Origin of the sequence: Tritonibacter mobilis, from assembly GCF_001681715.1 — a bacterium.
Lineage (GTDB): Bacteria > Pseudomonadota > Alphaproteobacteria > Rhodobacterales > Rhodobacteraceae > Epibacterium > Epibacterium mobile.
Map to the genome: position 1 here is coordinate 38,965 of NZ_LNWY01000003.1, position 19,629 is coordinate 58,593.

Annotated in this window: 19 protein-coding genes and 2 tRNA genes; 7 read left to right on the plus strand and 14 right to left on the minus strand. The window is 61.9% G+C overall.

What is annotated here, in order from left to right; translation table 11 throughout:
- The first annotated feature begins 15 nt into the window (after nucleotides 1–15).
- From glpX to UB90_RS01730, 4 genes are all read left to right on the plus strand, one after another.
- Nucleotides 16–999, plus strand: a complete 984-nt coding sequence (gene glpX / locus UB90_RS01715; RefSeq protein WP_009176434.1) for a class II fructose-bisphosphatase — start codon at nucleotides 16–18, stop codon at nucleotides 997–999.
- Nucleotides 1,000–1,116: 117 nt separating this feature from the next.
- The gene (gene recJ / locus UB90_RS01720) at nucleotides 1,117–2,859 is read left to right on the plus strand and encodes a single-stranded-DNA-specific exonuclease RecJ (RefSeq protein WP_065326541.1); all 1,743 of its coding nucleotides are present in this window, start codon (nucleotides 1,117–1,119) and stop codon (nucleotides 2,857–2,859) included.
- A gap of 114 nt (nucleotides 2,860–2,973) precedes the next feature.
- A tRNA-Glu gene (locus UB90_RS01725) sits at nucleotides 2,974–3,048 on the plus strand.
- A gap of 203 nt (nucleotides 3,049–3,251) precedes the next feature.
- Nucleotides 3,252–3,326 (plus strand) — tRNA-Glu (locus UB90_RS01730).
- 67 nt (nucleotides 3,327–3,393) lie between these two features.
- Here the strand turns inward: UB90_RS01730 and pdxR are convergent.
- The 7 genes from pdxR to UB90_RS01765 all read right to left on the minus strand — a co-directional run bounded on the left by pdxR (nucleotide 3,394) and on the right by UB90_RS01765 (nucleotide 11,931).
- A complete protein-coding gene (pdxR, locus tag UB90_RS01735; protein ID WP_065326540.1) occupies nucleotides 3,394–4,791 on the minus strand; it encodes a MocR-like pyridoxine biosynthesis transcription factor PdxR in 1,398 nt (465 codons plus the stop codon).
- A 111-nt stretch (nucleotides 4,792–4,902) separates the two neighbouring features.
- Nucleotides 4,903–6,984 (minus strand): molybdopterin-containing oxidoreductase family protein, encoded by a 2,082-nt coding sequence (locus UB90_RS01740; protein ID WP_065326459.1) that lies wholly within the window; start codon nucleotides 6,982–6,984, stop codon nucleotides 4,903–4,905.
- Between the two features lie 231 nt (nucleotides 6,985–7,215).
- Nucleotides 7,216–8,244: a GGDEF domain-containing protein gene (locus UB90_RS01745; protein ID WP_009176146.1), complete on the minus strand. Its 1,029-nt coding sequence runs from the start codon at nucleotides 8,242–8,244 to the stop codon at nucleotides 7,216–7,218.
- Nucleotides 8,241–8,828: a heme NO-binding domain-containing protein gene (locus UB90_RS01750; RefSeq protein WP_065326458.1), complete on the minus strand. Its 588-nt coding sequence runs from the start codon at nucleotides 8,826–8,828 to the stop codon at nucleotides 8,241–8,243. Before UB90_RS01750 ends, UB90_RS01745 begins: the two co-directional genes overlap by 4 nt.
- A gap of 397 nt (nucleotides 8,829–9,225) precedes the next feature.
- Nucleotides 9,226–10,785 (minus strand): trimethylamine methyltransferase family protein, encoded by a 1,560-nt coding sequence (locus tag UB90_RS01755; protein ID WP_065326457.1) that lies wholly within the window; start codon nucleotides 10,783–10,785, stop codon nucleotides 9,226–9,228.
- Nucleotides 10,786–10,913: 128 nt separating this feature from the next.
- Complete coding sequence (locus tag UB90_RS01760) at nucleotides 10,914–11,606, minus strand: HAD family hydrolase (RefSeq protein ID WP_065326456.1); 693 nt, start codon at nucleotides 11,604–11,606, stop codon at nucleotides 10,914–10,916.
- Between the two features lie 40 nt (nucleotides 11,607–11,646).
- Nucleotides 11,647–11,931 carry a DUF3572 domain-containing protein gene (locus tag UB90_RS01765; RefSeq protein ID WP_009177194.1) on the minus strand — a complete coding sequence of 95 codons (285 nt, stop codon included), beginning with the start codon at nucleotides 11,929–11,931 and terminating at the stop codon, nucleotides 11,647–11,649.
- A gap of 115 nt (nucleotides 11,932–12,046) precedes the next feature.
- On the opposite strand from UB90_RS01765, the gene UB90_RS01770 reads away from it, so the two are divergent.
- Nucleotides 12,047–13,450: a diguanylate cyclase gene (locus tag UB90_RS01770; protein ID WP_065326455.1), complete on the plus strand. Its 1,404-nt coding sequence runs from the start codon at nucleotides 12,047–12,049 to the stop codon at nucleotides 13,448–13,450.
- 47 nt (nucleotides 13,451–13,497) lie between these two features.
- Here UB90_RS01770 and UB90_RS01775 read toward each other — a convergent pair whose 3' ends face one another.
- The 4 genes from UB90_RS01775 to UB90_RS01790 form a co-directional block, all read right to left on the minus strand.
- Nucleotides 13,498–14,031: a periplasmic heavy metal sensor gene (locus UB90_RS01775; RefSeq protein ID WP_065326454.1), complete on the minus strand. Its 534-nt coding sequence runs from the start codon at nucleotides 14,029–14,031 to the stop codon at nucleotides 13,498–13,500.
- Nucleotides 14,028–14,423, minus strand: coding sequence for a hypothetical protein (locus tag UB90_RS01780; RefSeq protein WP_065326453.1), 396 nt, complete (start codon nucleotides 14,421–14,423; stop codon nucleotides 14,028–14,030). The genes UB90_RS01775 and UB90_RS01780 overlap by 4 nt, the downstream gene beginning before the upstream one ends.
- Nucleotides 14,416–15,036: an RNA polymerase sigma factor gene (locus tag UB90_RS01785; protein WP_081285504.1), complete on the minus strand. Its 621-nt coding sequence runs from the start codon at nucleotides 15,034–15,036 to the stop codon at nucleotides 14,416–14,418. The genes UB90_RS01780 and UB90_RS01785 overlap by 8 nt, the downstream gene beginning before the upstream one ends.
- A gap of 70 nt (nucleotides 15,037–15,106) precedes the next feature.
- Nucleotides 15,107–15,616 (minus strand): EF-hand domain-containing protein, encoded by a 510-nt coding sequence (locus tag UB90_RS01790; RefSeq protein WP_065326452.1) that lies wholly within the window; start codon nucleotides 15,614–15,616, stop codon nucleotides 15,107–15,109.
- A gap of 266 nt (nucleotides 15,617–15,882) precedes the next feature.
- Here UB90_RS01790 and UB90_RS01795 point away from each other — a divergent pair, with 266 nt between their 5' ends.
- Together UB90_RS01795 and UB90_RS01800 are read left to right on the plus strand one after the other, a co-directional pair.
- A complete protein-coding gene (locus UB90_RS01795) occupies nucleotides 15,883–16,314 on the plus strand; it encodes a DUF983 domain-containing protein (protein ID WP_009177142.1) in 432 nt (143 codons plus the stop codon).
- 90 nt (nucleotides 16,315–16,404) lie between these two features.
- Nucleotides 16,405–17,133 carry an NUDIX hydrolase gene (locus UB90_RS01800; RefSeq protein ID WP_065326451.1) on the plus strand — a complete coding sequence of 243 codons (729 nt, stop codon included), beginning with the start codon at nucleotides 16,405–16,407 and terminating at the stop codon, nucleotides 17,131–17,133.
- A 252-nt stretch (nucleotides 17,134–17,385) separates the two neighbouring features.
- Here the strand turns inward: UB90_RS01800 and UB90_RS01805 are convergent, their stop codons facing one another.
- From UB90_RS01805 to UB90_RS01815, 3 genes are read right to left on the minus strand one after another with little or no spacing between them, the layout of a single operon-like run.
- The gene (locus tag UB90_RS01805; RefSeq protein WP_065326450.1) at nucleotides 17,386–18,288 is read right to left on the minus strand and encodes a DMT family transporter; all 903 of its coding nucleotides are present in this window, start codon (nucleotides 18,286–18,288) and stop codon (nucleotides 17,386–17,388) included.
- A 46-nt stretch (nucleotides 18,289–18,334) separates the two neighbouring features.
- A complete protein-coding gene (locus tag UB90_RS01810; RefSeq protein ID WP_065326449.1) occupies nucleotides 18,335–19,336 on the minus strand; it encodes a fatty acid desaturase in 1,002 nt (333 codons plus the stop codon).
- Nucleotides 19,329–19,535 carry a DUF2061 domain-containing protein gene (locus UB90_RS01815; protein WP_005658022.1) on the minus strand — a complete coding sequence of 69 codons (207 nt, stop codon included), beginning with the start codon at nucleotides 19,533–19,535 and terminating at the stop codon, nucleotides 19,329–19,331. Before UB90_RS01815 ends, UB90_RS01810 begins: the two co-directional genes overlap by 8 nt.
- Nucleotides 19,536–19,629: the final 94 nt, after the last annotated feature.

The window sequence follows — 19,629 nt, forward strand, 5'->3', positions numbered from 1 at the left end:
ATAGGAATATTGGGAATGACATCGACCACCGCCGACGCGCCGTTTCATGATCGCCTGCTGTCCCTGGGCCTCGCCCGGGTTGCGGAACAGGCCGCTCTGGCCTCTGCCCCGCTGATCGGGCGCGGCGACGAGAAGGCCGCCGACCAGGCCGCCGTGAACGCCATGCGCGAGCAGCTGAACCTTCTGGATATCGCCGGCACCGTGGTGATCGGCGAAGGCGAGCGTGACGAGGCGCCGATGCTCTATATCGGCGAGGAAGTGGGCACCGGCAACGGCCCCGGCGTCGATATTGCGCTGGATCCGCTGGAAGGCACCACGCTGACCGCCAAGGACATGCCCAACGCGCTCACCGTGATCGCCATGGGGCCGCGTGGCTCCATGCTGCATGCGCCCGACACCTACATGGACAAGCTGGCCGTGGGTCCGGGCTACCCTGAGGGCGTGGTCTCGCTCGATATGTCGCCGCGCGAGCGGGTCGAGGCGCTGGCCAAAGCCAAAGGCTGCGCGCCCTCGGATATCACCGTCTGCATTCTGGAACGCCCCCGCCACGAGGCGATGATCGCCGAGGTGCGCGAAACCGGCGCGTCGATCCGCCTGATCACCGATGGCGATGTCGCGGGTGTCATGCACTGCGCCGAGGCCGAAACCACCGGCATCGACATGTATATGGGCCAAGGCGGCGCGCCCGAAGGCGTGCTGGCTGCGGCCGCATTGAAATGCATGGGGGGCCAGATCTTTGGCCGTCTGCTGTTCCGCAACGACGATGAAAAAGCCCGTGCCGCCAAGGCCGGCATCACCGATCTGGACCGCGTTTATTCCCGTGACGAGATGGTGACGCAGGATGTGATCTTTGCCGCCACTGGCGTCACCGGTGGCTCGCTGCTGCCGCGTATCAAGCGCGAGCCGGGCTGGGTTGAGACCACCACGCTCTTGATGCGTTCCAAGACCGGATCGGTGCGCCGCATGAGCTACCGCACACCGCTGAGCGCGCATCAGTAATCCTGATCGGGCCACGGCGCTTGCAGCTGCGGTCGGGATTTAGGTATTTGGGAAAAGATGAAAGGCCGGGTCCCGCGCGGGTCCGGCCTTTTCTGCAAAAAGATCGGGAGAGTGGATTTGAGTTTTCTGGGTGTTGAGACCTCTCTGACCGGGCGGTCCTGGATCGGTCCCGGTGTGGAGCAGGCCCGTGCTGGCGAACATCTGGCGCAGGAAACCGGCCTGCCCCCTGCGGTCTGTCAGGTGCTGGCGCGCCGGGGCGTGCCCGCGCATGAGGCAACGGGATTCCTGACACCGCAACTCAAGGAGCTGCTGCCCGATCCGCGCCGAATGAAAGACATGGAGACCGCCGCTGCGCGGTTCCTGCAAGCGGTGGAGCGGCGCGAGCGGATTGCGATCTTTGCCGATTATGACGTGGATGGCGGATCTTCGGCGGCATTGTTGCTGGTCTATCTGCGGCAGATGGGTCAGCAGGCGACGCTCTATATCCCCGACCGGATCGACGAGGGCTATGGCCCCAATGACGAGGCGATGGCGGCGCTGGCGCGCGATCACGACCTGATTGTCTGTGTCGATTGTGGCACGCTCTCGCATGGGCCGATCGCGGCGGCCCAGGGCACGGATGTGGTGGTGCTGGATCACCACCTCGGCGGCGAGACCCTGCCCGACTGCGTGGCGGTGGTGAACCCCAACCGGCAGGATGAAGACGGCGATCTGGGCTATTTCTGCGCTGCCGGTGTGGTGTTCCTGATGCTGGTGGAGGTGCGCCGTCAGGCCCGTGAAAAGGGGCTTGGCGCGGGACCGGATCTGATGGCAATGCTGGATCTGGTGGCCTTGGCGACGGTGGCGGATGTGGCACCGCTCATTGGGGCCAATCGGGCGCTGGTGCGGCAGGGCCTCAAGGTCATGGGGCGGCGTCAGCGCGCAGGATTGGTGGCACTGGCGGATGTGAGCCGAATGGATTCGGCGCCCTCCACCTATCACCTCGGATTTCTGCTGGGTCCGCGCGTCAATGCGGGCGGGCGCATCGGCAAGGCCGATCTGGGTGCGCGGCTGCTGTCGACGGATAATCCGCATGAGGCCGCAGCCCTTGCCGAGCGGCTGGATCAACTCAACACCGAGCGGCGCGACATTGAAAACGCCGTGCGCGCCGCCGCCCTGGAGCAGGCTGAGGAGCGCGGTTTTGACGCGCCGCTGGTCTGGGCGGCGGGCGAAGGCTGGCATCCGGGCGTGGTGGGCATCGTGGCCTCGCGCCTGAAAGAAGCCACGGGCCGCCCGGCGGTGGTGATCGGGCTTGATGGCGATGAGGGCAAAGGGTCGGGACGCTCGGTGTCGGGCATCGACCTTGGGGCCTCGATCCAGAAGGTCGCGATGGAGGGGCTTTTGCTGAAAGGCGGCGGCCACAAGATGGCGGCGGGCCTCACGGTGGCGCGCGACCAGTTGGAGCCTGCGATGGCGCGGCTGGCGGAGCTCTTGGACAAACAGGGCGCGGGCGATCTGGGCCCGGCGGATCTGAAGCTGGACGGGATGCTGATGCCCGGCGCCGCCACGGTGGAGCTGATCGAGCAGATCGAACAGGCCGGACCGTTTGGGGCCGGGGCCCCTGCCCCGCGCTATGGCTTTCCCGATCTGGCGGTGCGCTTTGCCAAGCGGGTTGGAGAATCGCACCTCAAGGTGAGTTTCACCGATGGTATGGGCGGCAACATCGATGCCATCGCCTTTGGCGCGTTTGACACCAACCTTGGCCCGCGCCTGCTGGAGCATGGCGGCGCGCGGTTTCATGTGGCCGGACGGCTGGAAATAAACACATGGGGCGGCCGCCAAAGCGCGCAATTGCGGCTGGAGGATGCGGCGGAGGCCTGAGCCTCGCCACATCTGGCGAGGATTTTGCCTGTGGATAAGAATTTTGCGATGCGAGCGTTTTTTTCGCTTGCGGCACCCGGCACAAAACCCTAAACACCCGCTCACACCAAGAGTGCTCCGTTCGTCTATCGGTTAGGACGCCAGGTTTTCAACCTGGAAAGAGGGGTTCGATTCCCCTACGGAGTACCATTTTCTCCTTCCGTAGAAATCTGACACACATCCTGTCTGGATGCCGCTATTGCGCTGCTCTGCCCTCAGATGCGGCGCTTAACGCGTTGAAATAATTTCGATTATTTGGAAAACTCGCGCTGTCGCAAAAACTTTGCAGTTTGTGCAATTTTCCTCTTGCGCGGCCCGGACGGCTTCAGTAAACACCCGCTCACACCAAGTGTGCTCCGTTCGTCTATCGGTTAGGACGCCAGGTTTTCAACCTGGAAAGAGGGGTTCGATTCCCCTACGGAGTACCATTTTTCATTTTGAAAACTGGCACGTTCCACCACTCACGCGCGCATTATTTGCGCACGCGGCGGGGGATTATCCTGTTGAGGAAATCGCCCGCCGCAGGCGTGTGAGCGCCTCTGCCTGCTCCTCCAGATCATTGAGACAAGCCCCCAGAACCACCCCATTATATGCCCCGGAACGTCGGCTATAAGTCGAGAGCGATTCCACCCCCACCCCGCCCGCGCGCGCTGCCGCGGTGATGGCCTGATCGCACAGATCCGGGCGCAGATGCAGCACCACCTGCATGCCCGCGTGATGATCCTCCACATGACCCACATCGGCAAAATCCCGGCGCAGCCGGTCGATGAGCGTGCGGTGTCGTTCGGCGTAGGTGCGGCGCACGCGGCGCAGATGACGGTAGAACTCGCCGCGCTGCATGAACTCTGCCAGTGCCGCCTGCGGCATGGCGCTGGCCCGCGCGCCCTTCATGCGCATCGCCTGCGCAAGCCGGTCGATCAGCCCCTCGGGCGCCACGATGTAGCCCATCCGCAGACTATTGGAGAAGATCTTGGAAAAGCTGCCGATGTAGACGGTACGCCCCTGCCCGTCGACGCCCGCCAAGGCCGGAATCGGTCGGCCTGCGTAGCGGAACTCCGAATCGTAATCGTCCTCAATGATCCAGCCCTGCGACTGCGCCGCCCATCGCACGAACTCTTGCCGCCTGCCCGCACTCATCGCGCCGCCCAACGGATATTGATGCGACGGGGTGAGCACCACCACATCGGTCTCATCCCCAAGCCTCGGCACCTCTGCTCCCTGCGCATCCAGTGCCAGATCGCGGGTGCGGCGGCCCTGTGCCTCGGCAAAGCGGCGGATCGGCGGGAAGCCCGGATCCTCGACGCCGACGCGGCCCTCAGCCGAGGCCAGCGCATGCAGGCAAATGTCCAGCGCCTCGGTCGCGCCAGAGGTCACCAGCACCTGTTCGGGACGTGCCGAAATCCCACGCCAGTCGCGCACATGGCTGGCGATGGCCTGCCGCAGCTCCGGGTGACCAAAGCGGCCACAGCCCGTCAGCATGTCCTCGGGCCGGGTCCGGCACAGGCGGGCGACGCATTTCGCCCAGGCACGATGCGGAAACAGCCGCATATCGGGCTGGCCCGCCTCCAGCAGCAGATCGCCGCGTTCGCTGAGTTTGGGCGCAGGGGCTGCTGACGCGCCCGGTGACAGCTCCACCTCGCCCATGGCGCAGACCGTGTAGCCAGAACCGCGACGCGACGCGAGATAGCCTTCTGCGACGAGCTGCTCATAGGCGGTGACCACCGTGGCCCGCGCCACCCCCAGATCCCCCGCAAGCGCGCGGGTGGCGGGCAGCCGGGCACCGGTCTCAAGCGCGCCGGAGCGGATACGGCCCCGAAACGAGGCACAGATCTGCTCAAAGATCGGCACATCTGACGTGCGATCCGGCATAAAGGCGGGCGTGTCACCGGGCATAGAATTGGTCCGTTCAGAGTGATCCAAAATCAAAGTTATGCCTCAGCCAATTTGCACACAAGCAAAGACCGGACACACGGCCCGGCCTTTTGGTCGCGTTCGGCGGGATCTTTACTCGGCCGCGTGACGCCCACCGTAGGCGCGCAGCTCCACGAAGGTCTCGTTATAGCAGGCTCCGTCGCCGATATCCGTGCGCACCTCCACCGGAATCAGCGCATTGGCGGTGAGGCCGGTTTCAGAGCTGATGCGCCATGTGCCCTTGGGCGCATAGACCACCCCCCGCTGCATCGCGTCCGAGAGTTTCAGACGGAAGGTCACGGCCCCACGGGCATTTGCAACTTCGACCGTATCACCCTCCTCAAGCCCGCGCACGGCGGCGTCCTCGGGGTGGACCTCGATGCTTTCGGGACCGGCAGAGAGCGGTGCGCTGCCGAAGGTCGCGTTGATGCGTTTGTCGGAACTGGGCGTAATCAGCACCAAGGGCAGATCCTGCGGCACCGGATCAAAGCGCGGCACGCCAAAGCCGGTCTCAACCTCCAGCGCGGCGCTGAAGAGTTCAATCCGGCCGGTTTCCGTGTCCGGCGTCACCGTATCGCACAGGATCAGCGCCGCACCGTCGCTGTTTTGCATTTCCAGCGCGTGGTCGGTGGGCATCTGGCTTGGTGGGCGGCCCTCGAACTGCGGATGGCTGGCGTCCATGGCGTCATCCATCAGCTGCACGTCCGAGGCCTGATGGGCGGCCTCGGTATAGCCAAAGCGCGCCGCCAAACGGCGGAAGATTTCCGTATTGGGCAGGCTCTCCCCCACCGGCGCGATCACCGGCTCGGCGCGTTGCACGTAGTTCTGACCATAGGCGGCAAAGATCTCGTCATGTTCAAAATGGGTGGCGGCAGGCAGGATCACGTCGCAATAGGCCATGCTGTCGGTCATCACCACGTCGCAGCCGACGGTGAACATCTCCGGCTGGCTGAGCGCCGCAATCATGCGGGCCTGATCCGGATGGGTGGCCACGGGGTTGTGATTGTAGATCATTACCGCATTGATCGGCGTGGGCTGGTTCCGGTCCAGCATCAGCCGCGCCACGTCGAGGATATTCACAACCCGTGTGTCCGGGTCGATCAGGTGGTCGCCTTGCAGCCGTGCCCGGGTCTTGGGTGAGGCAAGGCCGGATTTGGCCACCACCCCGGCCCCCAGCCGCCCGTGCTGACCCAGAAGCGCATTGAGCGCCATGGCCGCACGCAGGCCGGACCCGCCGGAGCGGCCACGCTCCATCCCGTTGCCGGTGGAGGTCGCGAGGCGCTCTGCCGCCTGCATCCAGTCGGCCAGTTGCAGGATGTCGCGCGCCTCAAGCCCGCAGATTTCTGCTGCGTCTTCAATGGAGTATCTGCGCGCCTCGGCCATATAGGCCTCCGCAGCATGCACCCACTGCGCGATGAACTCCGCATCAAAGGCCCCGCGCCGCTCCAGTTCAGTCGCGAGCGCATGGGCCAGCACCACATCGGTGCCCGGTTTGACCTGAAGATAAAGGTCAGCCTGCTGCGCGATCTTGATGCGCTTGGGGTCGATCACCACCAACCGCGCGCCCTTGGCCCGCGCCGCCTTCACGATGCGGGTCAGATGCAGGTTAGAGACGGTGACATTGTTGCCCCAGACCACGATCAGATCGGCGTGCTGCGCCTGCTCTGGCGGCATGCCGGGCGCGTTGCCATAAAGGCTCTCGTAGGCGAGGCTGCGCACCCCGCCGCAGAGCGGGCCACGGTTCATCCGGGTGGCCCCGAGGCGGTAGAAGAACCGCCGGTCCAGCGAGCCGCCAGCCAGTTCGCCATGCGGGCCGGCGTAGTTCAGCGGCAGGATGGATTGCGCGCCATGGGCGTCGATTGCGGCGCGAAAGCCCGCCACCACCAAGTCCAGCGCCGCATCCCAGCTGATGCGCTCAAACTGATCCGACCCGCGCGGGCCAACTCGCCGCAACGGATGGGTCAGCCGCGCAGGGCCGTGGACAAAATCGGGATAGGCGCGCGTGACCTTGTTGCAGACCACTCCGGCGGTAAACGGATTGGCGTCAGAGCCGCGCACCGAGGTGATCTGATCGCCCGTGACCTCAACGGTGAGGCTACACGTGTCGGGGCAATCCAACGGGCAGACGCTGGGCAAGACCTGTGTGAGCGCGGAAGACGGGCGTTGGCTGGACATGGCTGTGCTCCATAATGGCTTTATTTTTGGCTAAACCAAAATAAGCCCAGCCAGAAGTTCCAATAATGATCAATTCAGGCAGACCAATTATCAGACTCGCCGTTTCGGAAAGCTGTCTGTTTTAACAGCTCAATATACGCGTTTTATTGGTGTTCGCCTTCAAGCATCAAACGTGGGGATTGGCGAGATTGCCAGCCCCATGACAGCGGCGGTGGCAAGTGCGAGACGTCGTCAGGCGGATTTGCTGTCCTGTTCGATCAGTTCCATCTCCATCTCGTCCTCAAGACGCGGGGTGTAGAACATATGCTGCGCTTTACCCGCCCGCTTGGAGGCATAAAGCGCGATGTCGGCCTGATGCAGCAGCGTCGCTGGCAGTGGCTGAACCACATCCGTCGAGAGCGTCGTGCCCGCAGATGCGGAGATCCGGCATTCATCGGCACCGTACATGATCGGCTCTTCTAGGCGCGCAATCAGGCGGCAGGCCAGATCATTCAGTCGGTTGCGGTCCATAAGGCCCTCGAACACCAGCACAAACTCGTCTCCGCCGATGCGGGCGACGGTGTCCGACTTGCGGGTGCATTCGACCATGATTGCAGCCACACGCTGCAAGACCGCATCCCCGGCCGCATGGCCGTAGGTGTCATTCACGGATTTGAAGAAGTCGAGATCGACATTCATCAGCGCAAAATCCCGCCCCCCGCTGATCAGGCGATTGAGCACATGATCCATGGCGCGGCGGTTCTTGAGCCCGGTGAGCGTATCGGTAAAGGCCTGCTCTTCGGCTGCGATCTTGGCCCCTTGCAGACGCAGGTTCAGCTGGCGCGAAGCCTCCATCGCGGCGGATTTTGCCTCAACCAGATAGAGCATCTCAATCGTGAGGTCGGTGGGCGAGAAATCCTGACTGGTCAGGTTGAAATCGCGCACCGCATCCAGAACCGAAATCCCGAAAGATAGATTGATGAACGCGCCCTGTCCTTCGGGCAGGGGCACCAAGACCCCTTTCATCCGCGTGTGCGGCGCCTCGTTCAGTTGGAAATGCAGTTTGCTGCCAGCAGTTTGCATCAGGTCTGAGACCTGTTTGACCGAGCGCGGGCGCTGCAGGTCCAATACCTCAAGGAACGGTTTTCCGACCCAGCTTTCGTCGCCGCGAATCTTGTTCAGTGTTGGGCCGTGGCTCACCACCAAACCCTCTGCATCAATAATCACATGCATCGGGCACAGTTGATCGGCGAGGCCCGTCAGTTGATCGAAGCTCATCATAATGTATGCGCCCCCAATTCAAAGGCTCGCCCTTCGCTGAATTCGCTTTCAACGAGGGTGATTGAAATCACATCCGATCCGTCCTGCTTGCCCGTGATATCGAGAATCACCAGCGCGCCGTAATCATCGGCCATCGCCCGCAGCACGCCAGTCATCACCTGCGCGTAGCCCAGCACCCCGGGTTGGCAAAGCAGTTGAAACTGTCCGGGAGCCTGTTCGATCAATTCCAGCCCCGGCAAATGCAAATCAGAAACCGCGAGGCGCGCACGGTCCGGAAGATCATCGAGGGAATGCAGGAAATCCACGTAGTTCACGCCGCCGAAGCGCAACAGGCGGCGCAGGGCCTCGACCTGCGGATTGGACACCAGAAACGTGCCCACATCCTCGAGGATTTCATCCAGAGGGCGCTCCAGCTTGGTTTCGACCGCGCGCAGCATACGGGTGGACTGTTCTTCGGGGTAGACAAGCATTGCTTCGAACTCGGTAAACCCGAGGCCGCTCTCATCCATGATTTCCATCCAACGCTTGTCACCATAGGTGGTAATGACAAAAGCCTGAACAGCCCTGTTGATCAAACCGTGCATACGGTCGTTTCCCTATTTCACCTCTGCCCCTTCTTAAGCTGACATACTTAAGAAAGCCCAAATATCTGCGTCCAACCCGAAGCCGGATGTCACAAAATCATGTGAAACGGCTCCGAAATCATGCATGTCGCCCATGCAAAACAAAAGCCTGAGGGACATTTCCCACGGCCAAAGAATACCACCAAGACTTGTAGTGTCTACTTGCTGCGTTGCGTTCAGTTACGTTGCCTGCGGATTTCAATAATCCAAAGCTCTGAACTTATGAAAGCCCTACCCCACTCAATCGTATCGGGGCGGACCATACCGCAAGGCGCGGGGCTGCTCCAACCGAATACTGAACATAGATCGCACATAAGCGCGTAAAATTGCCCATGCCGCGTCCAAATGGTAACAATGGTTAAAAATCTGTGGGCGCGCCACCCTCTTCCTTACGACGGGCAACAAAGGCCTGCAGCTCTTCGCGGATGCCCTCATCCAGCGCCGGGGCCTCAAATTCATTGATGATCTGCTTGAAGAGCCCGTTTGCGCGCTCGGCCGTCCATGTGCCACCCGCAGCTTCCCACGCCTCATAGTTGTGCCAGTCGCTGAGAAACGGTTGGTAAAAGGCGGTGGCATAGCGGTCCTGCGTGTGCTGAATGCCAAAGAAGTGACCGTCGTTGCCAACCTCCCGGATCGCATCCAACGCAATCTCCTCGGGGCCTGTCGCATTGACCGCCGGGTCCATGTAACGCTGGATCATCTGCAGGACTTCGCAGTCCATGATGAACTTCTCAGGCGAGGCAATCAGACCGCCCTCCAACCAGCCTGCGGCATGGTAAACCATATTGGTCCCCGACTGCACCGCCGCCCAGAGCGAATTGGATGTCTCCCACATCGCTTGCCCATCGGGCACATTGGCCGCGCAGACCCCCGACGAGCGCAGTGGCAGGCCGTAGAATCGCGCCATCTGCCCGGTCATTTGAGTCGCGCGCATATATTCAGGAGTGCCAAAAGCAGGCGCGCCGGATTTCATATCAACATTGGAGGTAAACGTCCCGATCGCGCAGGGGGTGCCGGGGCGGACATATTGGAACAGGGCAATCGCGCAGAGCGCCTCTGCCAGCGATTGCGCCACCGCACCGGCCATCGTCACCGGCGCCATTGCACCGGCCAGCGTGAAGGGAGAGACGATCACCGGCTGGCCGCGCCGCACCAGCCGCAACGAGCCGTCAATCATGGGCTCATCATGTTTGAGCGGCGAAGTGGAGTTGATGTTGGTGTACATATGCGGTGTGGCGTCAAACTCCGCATGGCTCAGGCCACCTGCGATCCGCACCATCTCCATCACGTCCTCGACCCGCTCTTTGCCGAGCGAATAGGCGTGCATCACCTTATCGGTAAGGGTGAGTTTGTCATATAGCACATCAAGGTGCCGGATCGACGCATGCAGGTCCACGGGTTCTACCGGGTAGCCCCCGGCGAAGTGGATGCAGTTAAAATACTGGGTCAGTTTCAGCAGGTTTTGGCAATGTTCGCGGGTGCCGGGGACCTTTTTGTTCAGGTCCATATCCCAATAGTTGGGCGGCGACGACACATTGCCAAAGACCATGGAATTGCCGCCGATCCGGATGGCACGATCTGGGTTGCGCGGTGTCAGAGTGAACTCCGACGGCGTTTTGCCCACCATTTCCATCACAAAATCGCGGTCCATGCGGACCAGTTCGCCGTCGACCTGAACACCCGCCTCTTTAAAGATCTCCAGCGCCTCGTCATTGAGAAACTGGACGCCGATTTCCTCAAGAATACGCATGGCGCCATCGTGGATCGCGGCAATGCCCTCCTCGGTGAGCGGTTCAACCGGGCGATCAATATTGGTCGGAGGCTTCCACGGCATCTGCTCCAATGTGGCGGTTCCGCGACGGGCGGCTGCGCCTGCCCTGCCACCGCCCCGGCGCCTGCGCGCTTGTGTCTGCGACATGGGGTCCCCTCTCCTGCGACGGATCGTTTCCGGTCCAGATTGGGACGGAAGGCACCAGACACACCTGTCCATTACCGACACAGCATGTCGTTTTTGACCAGCCTGATGCCGCGAAAACGCCCTGCCGCTTATGCGCGCGCCAGCCACTCGGGGATATGGCCAATGTCTGGCAGCACCACGTCGGCCAGATCCGCCAGATCCTCGGCGCGGGCCATACCCGTCAGCACGCCAATGGTGCGCATGCCTGCCGCACGTCCGGCGATCAGATCGTGGCGGCTGTCGCCGACCATCGCGGTTGCCTCGGGCGCAACACCCACGTTTGAGCAAAAGGCCAGCAGCGGGTCTGGGTCGGGCTTCGCGCCAAAGCCGCTGTCGGCCCCGATCACCATATCAAAGAGATCATAGACCCCTGAACGCGTCAGATGCCGCTGGGCCGAATGCGCCCCGTCATTGGTCATCACCCCAAGCTTCAGCCCCATGTCGCGCAACGCGCTGAGATAAGGGGCGAGCGGCACCGCCTGCGCCAATTCTGCCTCACCCGCCGTGCGGATCAGGAATTGTTCCAGATCGCTCAGCGTCATGTGCGGCAGATGCGGCAGCAGGGCCTCCGCCACCTCTTCGTTGGTGCCCGCGATCACCACGCTGTCGGCGCGAAACGCCGCCGCGCTCAGATCATAACGCACCGCATCGGCCATCGCCGCAAGGCGCGCCTGATCCCCCGCAGCGAGTTCCGTAAGCATCGCCATCGACCAGCCATTCCATGTGCGGGCAAAGTCAAAAAGCGTGCCATCCTTGTCAAACAGAAGCGCAGAGAGGGTCATGGGACATCCTTGGTCGAAGTATCTGTTGTCAGTGCGGTTATCACGTCCAATGGACCTGATCACCCCCGGGCAGCATCGCGCGCGCCTCAACGAGCGAGGCATAGGCCACGCCCTCGTTGTCGCAAAAGGCCACGACCCAAGAATCATCCATCAGGAGAAAGTCGAGCACCGCGCCCAAAAACTCCGGATCATTGACCCGATCCCGCAGATCCGAGATCGATGCACCGCTTGATCCCAGAAACACTGGCAACAGCTCATCGCTGCTGGCCAGCCAACTCAGCGCCTTTAAGCCCAGAACCTCGGCGTGATCGGCGGAAAATGGCATATCAGCCCCCTTGTCGACACTTTTACGTCAATTTGCACTAACCCCGAAAGGGTTTGTTAACCAGTCTCATCAACACTCAATCGCAAGCAAAAGCCGGAACTGAAGGTGTTTTAACGTGCAAGGCACGATCCTGGTCATAGATGGGGTATCCACCAATCGCATCGTTTTAAAGGTGCAACTGACTGCCGCCTGTTTTCAGGTGCTGCAGGCAGACAGCCTGTCGGCTGCGATGGCGCTGATGAAGGACAACCGTCCCGATCTGGTTCTCACCGCCATGAGCCTGCCTGATGGCGACGCCGCCGATGTAAAGCGTGCGCTTGACCGGATGCAGCACGGCACCGGGGTGCCGGTGATCGCGCTCAGCGCAAACAATGATCGCGGCACACGGATCATGGCCTTGTCGGCAGGTATCGACGAGGTACTGCCGCAGCCGGTGGACGATATGATCCTGCAGGCCCGCATCCGCAGCCTGTTGCGCATGCGCATGCAAGAGGACGATTTGCACCTGCGCGAAGACGGGGTTGCCGCCTTTGTTATGGCGCCTAAAGACGCCGTTGGCGGGCAAATCAGTCAGTCCGACGCCAGTGTCGCGCTGGTCTGTCATGACCTGCAAACCGCTCATAAATGGAAGGCGCGGCTGGGGGCCAGCGTCGGTTACAGCCTACGTGCCTATAACGTGGACGCCATTCAGGATCTCATGCGCACGCCGGTGCCGGATGTGATCGTGATCGAACTCAACGAGCAATCCGCAGGCATGGCGCTGCGCTTGCTGGCCGATCTGCGCGCTCGCATCAGCACCCGCGACAGTGTGGTGATTGCAGTGCCCAACCCCGCCGATGCTGGCATCGCCGCCGAAGCGCTGGACCGTGGCGCGCATGATGTATTGCACTGCGGTTTTCAGGTGGATGAGCTGGCGCTGCGCATCAACACTCAGTTGCAACACCAGCACCGCGCCGAGATGATCCGCAACAACCTGCGCGACGGCTACCGCGCGGCGATGCGCGACCCGATGACCGGGCTTTATAACCGCCGCTACGCCCGCCCGTTCCTTGAGCAGGTGACACAGGACGCCCAATGCGCGGGGTCGAATTTTGCGGTGATGGTCGCGGATCTGGACCACTTCAAACATATCAACGACGCGCATGGCCATCCGGTCGGTGACGCGGTGCTCATCGAAGCAGCCCGTCGCTTGCAGGCCGAACTGCGTGGCTGTGATCTGTTGGCCCGCATCGGCGGTGAGGAATTTATGCTGGTGCTGCCGAACCTGCGCCGCGATGAGGTCACCACCATGGCCAACCGGCTGTGTCGCGCGATCAATGCTGCGCCCTTTGTCGTCAAAGGCTGCGCCACGCCACTGGATGTGACGATCAGTATCGGCGCAATTGTCGGGGGTCAGGGCGAACGCCAACTGTCCTCAGAGGAGCTGTTTACTGCCGCTGACCGCGCCCTTTATGAGGCCAAGAACGCCGGGCGCAACCAGGCCGTGATCAAAGGCCTGCCGCAAAGCGCGGCGGCCTGATCCGCCCAAACACTCCCTAGGTAACGCCCAAAGTAATGTGCCCGCGGTTAGTTGCGCGGGGCCTCGCCTCTCTCGCGTTCGCTGCGGGGTTTGCGGAAGCGGGCCACATGTTCCTTGACCTTCTCGGCAAAGGCGGCGCGCTCCTCGGGTGTCATCTTTTGCAGCTCAGCAATCCAGACCTCATGCATAGTACTGCGAAACGCCTGCGCCGCGCGTGTTTGCGCCTCAATCCGGGCGTGCAGGGTGTCCACATCCAGCGGATCGCTCTGGATCACCTCCAGCAAGTCGTTCAGTTCCGCAAGCCGACGCTCAACAATATCACCATGCTTGCCACCGGCCATGTCGCGCAGGGCGCGGCGCTCATCACGGTCAAAGCTGCGATACATCACCGCCCCGATGGCATCAGCAGCCGCAGGCGGTGGCGGCGCTTTGTGGCGGCGATGACCGGGGCCATCCTCGCGCAGGGCCGCCCCTGCCATGATGCCAACCACGGCGAGGTTCCCCGCTAGGGACAGCGCAAACACCGCCTTCATCCAGCGGGGCATCCGCGACGCGCGTTTGGGTTCAGGTGTCTGTGTCATTGCAAGTCCTCAGCCAGTACCGTGGCCAGATCAAAAGTTTCGTAAACCTCATAGTCAGAGGTCTCGCTGCCTGTCATCGCCAGCGTCTGCAACCCCGGTGCATCAAGCATCAGGTCCGGCGCATTGATGCCAAACCACAACCCGGTGCAGCTTGCGGCGACCAGACCGCCGACCGCCGGCCAGCCCCCGAGCGCGGCAACTAGCAACGCAATTGGCCCTCGGCTCGCACGCTCGGGCGCACTCTCAAGCTGCCATTGCACCTGCTCGGTTGCGGCATCGGCAAGGATCGCCTGCATCAGCCGATCCGGCACCTCGGGGCGGGTCGCGCGCGCCTCTGCAAAGAGCGTATCGAGATCGTCGAACCCATCCCGCTGGTTGTGATGATCAGCCATCTTGATACCCCAATTCCTCGCGACGCCCGGCCAGTGCTTTGGCGAGGGTCCGTTTTCCTCGCGCGGTCAGGCTTTCCACGGCCTCCACGCTGATGTCCATGATCCCGGCGATTTCCGGGTTTGTCAGTTCCTCGATGTGGCGCAGCACCACCGCCTGACGCTGCCGCTCCGGCAAGGTCATAAGCGCCTCTTGCAACGCATCACGCCGCGCGCCCTCCTGCAGGGCCTCCGCCGCCCCTGCGGCCGGGTCTGGCGGTTCGGGGATGGCATCCAGATCCACATGACCGCCGCGCGCCTTGCGCTTGTGGTCGATACAGAGGTTCATCCCCACACGGTAGAGCCAAGTGGTCACCCGCGCCTCGCCCGAACGCCATTCGGGCGCGATCTTCCACAGCCGGATCATGGCCTCCTGGGTCACATCCTCCGCCTCGGCCCGGCTCCCCAGCACCCGTGTCGCCAGTGACAGCACCCGTGGAGCGAGCCTCCGGGTGAGTTCGGCCGCCACGGATGGATCGCCATTGCCAAAGCGGACCAGCAACGCCTCATCGCTGGCCTCGGGATCCGACCGAGACGCCACCTGTCGCGCCTGCAGTCGCTGGCCCGCCTCGGTCATCGATGCTCCGCCCTTTGGCGGGAGCACCGGTTTTGTGGCACGCATATGCACTGTGTCGTTCGGATATGATTTACTCCGATGCCTCGCCGTGACCTTGGCCATGACGGGGTTTGTCCGGCCCGCCGCGATGATGCTGACGTTTTGTCACCGCTTCAATGATAGCCTGAGCCGTATCGAATTCCGCCTTGGAAATCGAGCCATTGCCATCGGTATCTGCCTTTTCCAGCAAATTGAACGGGCCGCGGCGGCTGGGCATTTCTTCTGCGCTCAATGCACCATCGCCATCCTTGTCAAACCGCTCGATCATGGCAGCGGTGCGTTTTGCAGCGCGTTCCTGCGCCCGGGCGTTGAGTTCATCCGCGCTCAGCACGCCATCTCCATTTTGGTCCGCTTTGGCAAACCGCTCTTGCCCGCGCGCTTCAAGCTCGTCACGTGTCAATGCGCCATCACCATTGGCGTCCAGCTGTTCGAATGTCGGCTTTTCGTGCCGTGGCCCGGCCCCTTGCTTTGCCAAAACCTGCGTTCCTGCCGCAGCAGTGGTCAGCGAAAGAAGGGTAGCAATCAGGATCTGTTTCTTCATAACATCGTTCCTTTATTGAGCCTCAGCAGCACCATGCTGCCCGATGTATGAGTAAAACGGCCCGCTCCCCGCTTTCCGTCGCATATTTGTGGATTTTTTCTATGTCCCTTTTGGAAAAGGACTTTTAGTCAATTTCTCCACACCCGCGTCACCCGGTCACAGCGAAATAAATCTGTGATTTGCATATTTCGGTCTAATATTGAAATTAAGACGACCATTGCCATTCAGATTAAATCACACGGCGCGCATAGGTCACGGAGTATCAGATGACAGACACGCAAGGCCTCACCCCGCAGAAGGCTCCGATCCATGAAGACCGCCCCACCAAACCTGCCCTGTGGAAGGGCTGGCGCGGGCGATGCCCCAAATGCGGCGAAGGCAAGCTGCTGCACAGCTACCTGAAGGTGAATGACAGCTGCTCCAACTGCGGCGAAGAATTCCACCACCACCGCGCCGATGACGGCCCGGCCTACCTGACGATTCTGATCGTGGGGCACCTGATGGCGCCCTTGATGCACTATATGGCGTTTGAGTGGCGTCCCTCGCCCTGGGTCATGGCATCTGTGTTCTCGACCGGCTGTCTGGCGGCGTCGCTTTATCTGTTGCCGCATCTCAAAGGTGTGGTGGTCGCCTATCAATGGGCACGCCGGATGCATGGGTTTGACAAAACGTCAGAGCAAAAGGTATCGGCGGCCTGATCCTGCCTCTTTCCTTTCCATGTTAAAGACGTGACACTGAGGACGGCTCGCAGATTGCGGGCCGTTTTGTTCATTTCGGAGGCCGCAGCGATGACACAGATTGGTGAACGCGAAGCACGGGTCGACAAGACCGCGATTCGCAATGCTGCCACGGTGATCGTGGTGCGCGACGGTGACAGCGATGACCCAAGGGTGCTGATGGGGCAGCGCGGTGCCAAGGCGGCCTTTATGCCCAACAAATTCGTCTTCCCCGGTGGCGCGATGGATGCAGGCGACCGCGAGATCGCCTTGGGCGGTGACATCGCCGAACCCTGCCGGGGCCGCCTGCAGGCGGATGGTGGTGCGGATGTGTGGCGCGCACTTTGTGTGGCGGCCGCGCGTGAGTTGTGGGAGGAAACCGGCCTGATCCTTGGCCAGCGCGGGACATGGGATGACGCGGTGCCTGATGATTGGCAGAGCTTTGCCGCGACGGGTCACCTGCCCGATGCCTCGGCGCTGACATTTGTGTTTCGCGCCCTCACCCCGCCCGGACGCCCGCGCCGGTTTGATGCCCGGTTCTTTCTGGTGGAGGCCGAAGCGCTGGTGGGCGATCTCGATGATTTCTCCCGCGCCTCGGACGAGCTGTCGCATCTGCAATGGATCCCGCTCAGTCAGGTGCGCAGCTTTGATCTGCCCTTCATCACCGAAGTGGTGCTGGCAGAGGTCACCGCCAATCTGCGCAGCGAGACCCCGCCGGAAAGCACACCCTTTTTCTGCAATGACGACGAAGAGAGCCTGTTTCTGCGCTTGCACGGCCGTCCGATGTCACGGGCAGACTGAGCGCGGCGGTGAACCCGCAGATGAGGGGGCCTCCCGCGCCCTCGGCTGCGCCCCTTTTATCAAAGGGTCACCGCCAATCGGTCTTGGGCCCGGCAGCCTGCCCTGAGGGCAGGCTGCGGCACCGCGCGGCACGCGCGGTGCCCGGCCCAACGGGAGCGCTGTGCTTCCCGATAGGGAAGACTGCAGCGACGGGCGGGAGCCTCCCCGACCCTAACGTGTCTCGCTGAGGTGATTTGAATCAGACTCTCAACTTCAAAGAGCGAGGATCAGGGCAAGGATCGACAGCACCAAGAGCGCCATGCCGATGATCTCGCGGCGGGTGACGTCTTCTTTGAAGAACACCAGCGACGCGAGCAGCGACAATAGCAACTCCACCTGCCCCAGTGCTTTGACGTAGGCTGCATTTTGCAAGGTGAAGGCAAGAAACCAGCAAAACGACCCGCCCATGCTGGTCAGCCCCACCCAGACCGCCACCCGGCGCGCGGCCCAAACGCGGGCGATCTGGCCCGGATCGCGCAGCACCAGCCAGACCAGCATCATCGCGGTCTGCAAACAGACCACCACGCCCAGCGTCACCGCCGCACGCAGCACCGCGTCCGGCTCGAGCAATTGCAATGATGCGCCACGGTAACTTACCGCGGAAAAGGCAAAAAGCACCCCCGATCCAAGCCCGAGGAGCGGTGCCCGTCCGGTGAGTTGCCGCCAGATCCCCTTGGGGCCGTCCTTGGTTTTTGAGAGCACCAGCACCGCCGCCAATCCGATCAGGATCGCCAGCCAACCAAGTGGAGAGACCTCGTCGCCCAGAACCACCAGCCCGACGATGGCCGTCTGGATCACCTCGGTTTTCTTAAAGGTTATGCCCACCGCAAAATTGCGCTCCTTAAAGAGCGCCACGACGCAGACCGTGGCGAGAATTTGCGACAGGCCTCCGATGGTAGCAAAGCCCCAGAACCGCGCGCTCAGCGCTGGCAATTCAGCCCCGGTGGCCGCCACATAAGCCCAGAGCAGCAACAGGATCAGCGGCGCGGAATAGACGAAACGCGAAAACGTGGCGCCTGCCGCGCTCAGGGTTACGCTGCTCAGCACCTTTTGCAGCATAAAGCGCACGGTCTGAAAACTGGCGGCAGCGAGGGTGACGGGAATCCAGAGAGGCATCGGGCAACCTTTACAGTATACTATCGCATACCGCCCTTATGCGCCTTTACTCAGAGGATTTCCAGAGCGGATGTGGCACCGGATCTTTGGCGCGGAAGGCAAACTGGCGAAACACGCTGGCATAGCTTGGCAGCACATAGCCGTCGTTTCTTTGCCGAAATCTGCTGCGATGCTCATGATAAAGGCGTGGCAGCCGGTGCCAGGGTACGCCGGGGTAGAGATGATGCACAATATGGAGATTGTTGTTCAGGAACAGAAATCCCAGCACTGCGCCCAATACGCCCCGCCCTTCGACGATCGCGGTCCGGCCATGCATATCTGCGTGGGCGCGATGTTCCAGATAGGTGCGGATCTTGAGCAGCGCGAGCCCCATATAGGCCGCCCCAAGATAGGCCAGCAAGGACATCGCGGAAAGACTGACGAGCCACAACACGAGCGCCGTTCCAATCCCATGCAAGGCCCAGTCCCGCTTGATGCCCGGCACGCCGTCCCGCGCAAGGTGCCAGTCGGTCTTCATAAAACACACCTGCCCGATCAGCGGCCCCAACAGGATCCGCCCCAAGAGCGTATTGTTCACTCGCAAAAGATTTTGCCGCCATGCCGGCAAGCTTGCCCAGATCCGGGGATCCTGAAAGTTGCTCTCCGGATCATCATATGGATCGGTAAGGTTTTCGTCCCGGTGATGCTCCAGATGCGTGTCGCGAAAGCGGCCATAGGGCACACAGAGATTGAGCGGCAGGAACACAAGCGCCTCGTTCAGGGACCGACTGCGGAACGGGTGGCCATGCAGCACCTCATGACAGAGCGAGGAATGCAGCGCCACCATCAGCCCAGCCCCCATCACCGCCAAGGTTTGCGAGATCTGCGCCAGCCCAAAAACCGCCCCGGCCCAGAGTAGATAGCAAACCACGATCAGCAGGAAGGTCCCCCATTCCGGGTGCTGCGGCAGCGCGGCCTTGGCCTCCGCTGTTGCCGGATCGAGGTCCGGCGCAATCAGTGGCAGGGCCACCGTCTGGTCGTCCAGTTCTATGGCGCTCATGTCATGCATGGTGCCGCCCCCAACGGATGCCAGCCCAAACGCGTTCGTAAATTAGATAGGTTGTGAACCCCAGCGCGGTGTTGATCCCGGCCATCAGGCCCCCTGCGCTGAATGACCCGGTGGCGACAAAACCCACCACGGTCATTGAGATCAGCCCAATCACATTCCACACAACAGCCTTCACGAGGGAGCGCCCGCGCGTTTCCATAAGTCCTCCGATGTTTGATATGCACTCAGGCTAGGCGATCCGCAGGCTGTGCGAAATTCTGTATGTGATTAACAAAACTCATCAGATGTGATAT

Bases quoted from the DNA above. Each gene is read 5' to 3' on its own strand.
- glpX (WP_009176434.1), top strand. From the start codon at position 16: ATGACATCGACCACCGCCGACGCGCCGTTTCATGATCGCCTGCTGTCC.
- pdxR (WP_065326540.1), bottom strand. From the start codon at position 4,791: ATGCCCGGTGACACGCCCGCCTTTATGCCGGATCGCACGTCAGATGTG.
- UB90_RS01740 (WP_065326459.1), bottom strand. From the start codon at position 6,984: ATGTCCAGCCAACGCCCGTCTTCCGCGCTCACACAGGTCTTGCCCAGC.
- UB90_RS01745 (WP_009176146.1), bottom strand. From the start codon at position 8,244: ATGATGAGCTTCGATCAACTGACGGGCCTCGCCGATCAACTGTGCCCG.
- UB90_RS01750 (WP_065326458.1), bottom strand. From the start codon at position 8,828: ATGCACGGTTTGATCAACAGGGCTGTTCAGGCTTTTGTCATTACCACC.
- UB90_RS01755 (WP_065326457.1), bottom strand. From the start codon at position 10,785: ATGTCGCAGACACAAGCGCGCAGGCGCCGGGGCGGTGGCAGGGCAGGC.
- UB90_RS01760 (WP_065326456.1), bottom strand. From the start codon at position 11,606: ATGACCCTCTCTGCGCTTCTGTTTGACAAGGATGGCACGCTTTTTGAC.
- UB90_RS01765 (WP_009177194.1), bottom strand. From the start codon at position 11,931: ATGCCATTTTCCGCCGATCACGCCGAGGTTCTGGGCTTAAAGGCGCTG.
- UB90_RS01775 (WP_065326454.1), bottom strand. From the start codon at position 14,031: ATGACACAGACACCTGAACCCAAACGCGCGTCGCGGATGCCCCGCTGG.
- UB90_RS01780 (WP_065326453.1), bottom strand. From the start codon at position 14,423: ATGGCTGATCATCACAACCAGCGGGATGGGTTCGACGATCTCGATACG.
- UB90_RS01785 (WP_081285504.1), bottom strand. From the start codon at position 15,036: ATGACCGAGGCGGGCCAGCGACTGCAGGCGCGACAGGTGGCGTCTCGG.
- UB90_RS01790 (WP_065326452.1), bottom strand. From the start codon at position 15,616: ATGAAGAAACAGATCCTGATTGCTACCCTTCTTTCGCTGACCACTGCT.
- UB90_RS01795 (WP_009177142.1), top strand. From the start codon at position 15,883: ATGACAGACACGCAAGGCCTCACCCCGCAGAAGGCTCCGATCCATGAA.
- UB90_RS01800 (WP_065326451.1), top strand. From the start codon at position 16,405: ATGACACAGATTGGTGAACGCGAAGCACGGGTCGACAAGACCGCGATT.
- UB90_RS01805 (WP_065326450.1), bottom strand. From the start codon at position 18,288: ATGCCTCTCTGGATTCCCGTCACCCTCGCTGCCGCCAGTTTTCAGACC.
- UB90_RS01810 (WP_065326449.1), bottom strand. From the start codon at position 19,336: ATGCATGACATGAGCGCCATAGAACTGGACGACCAGACGGTGGCCCTG.
- UB90_RS01815 (WP_005658022.1), bottom strand. From the start codon at position 19,535: ATGGAAACGCGCGGGCGCTCCCTCGTGAAGGCTGTTGTGTGGAATGTG.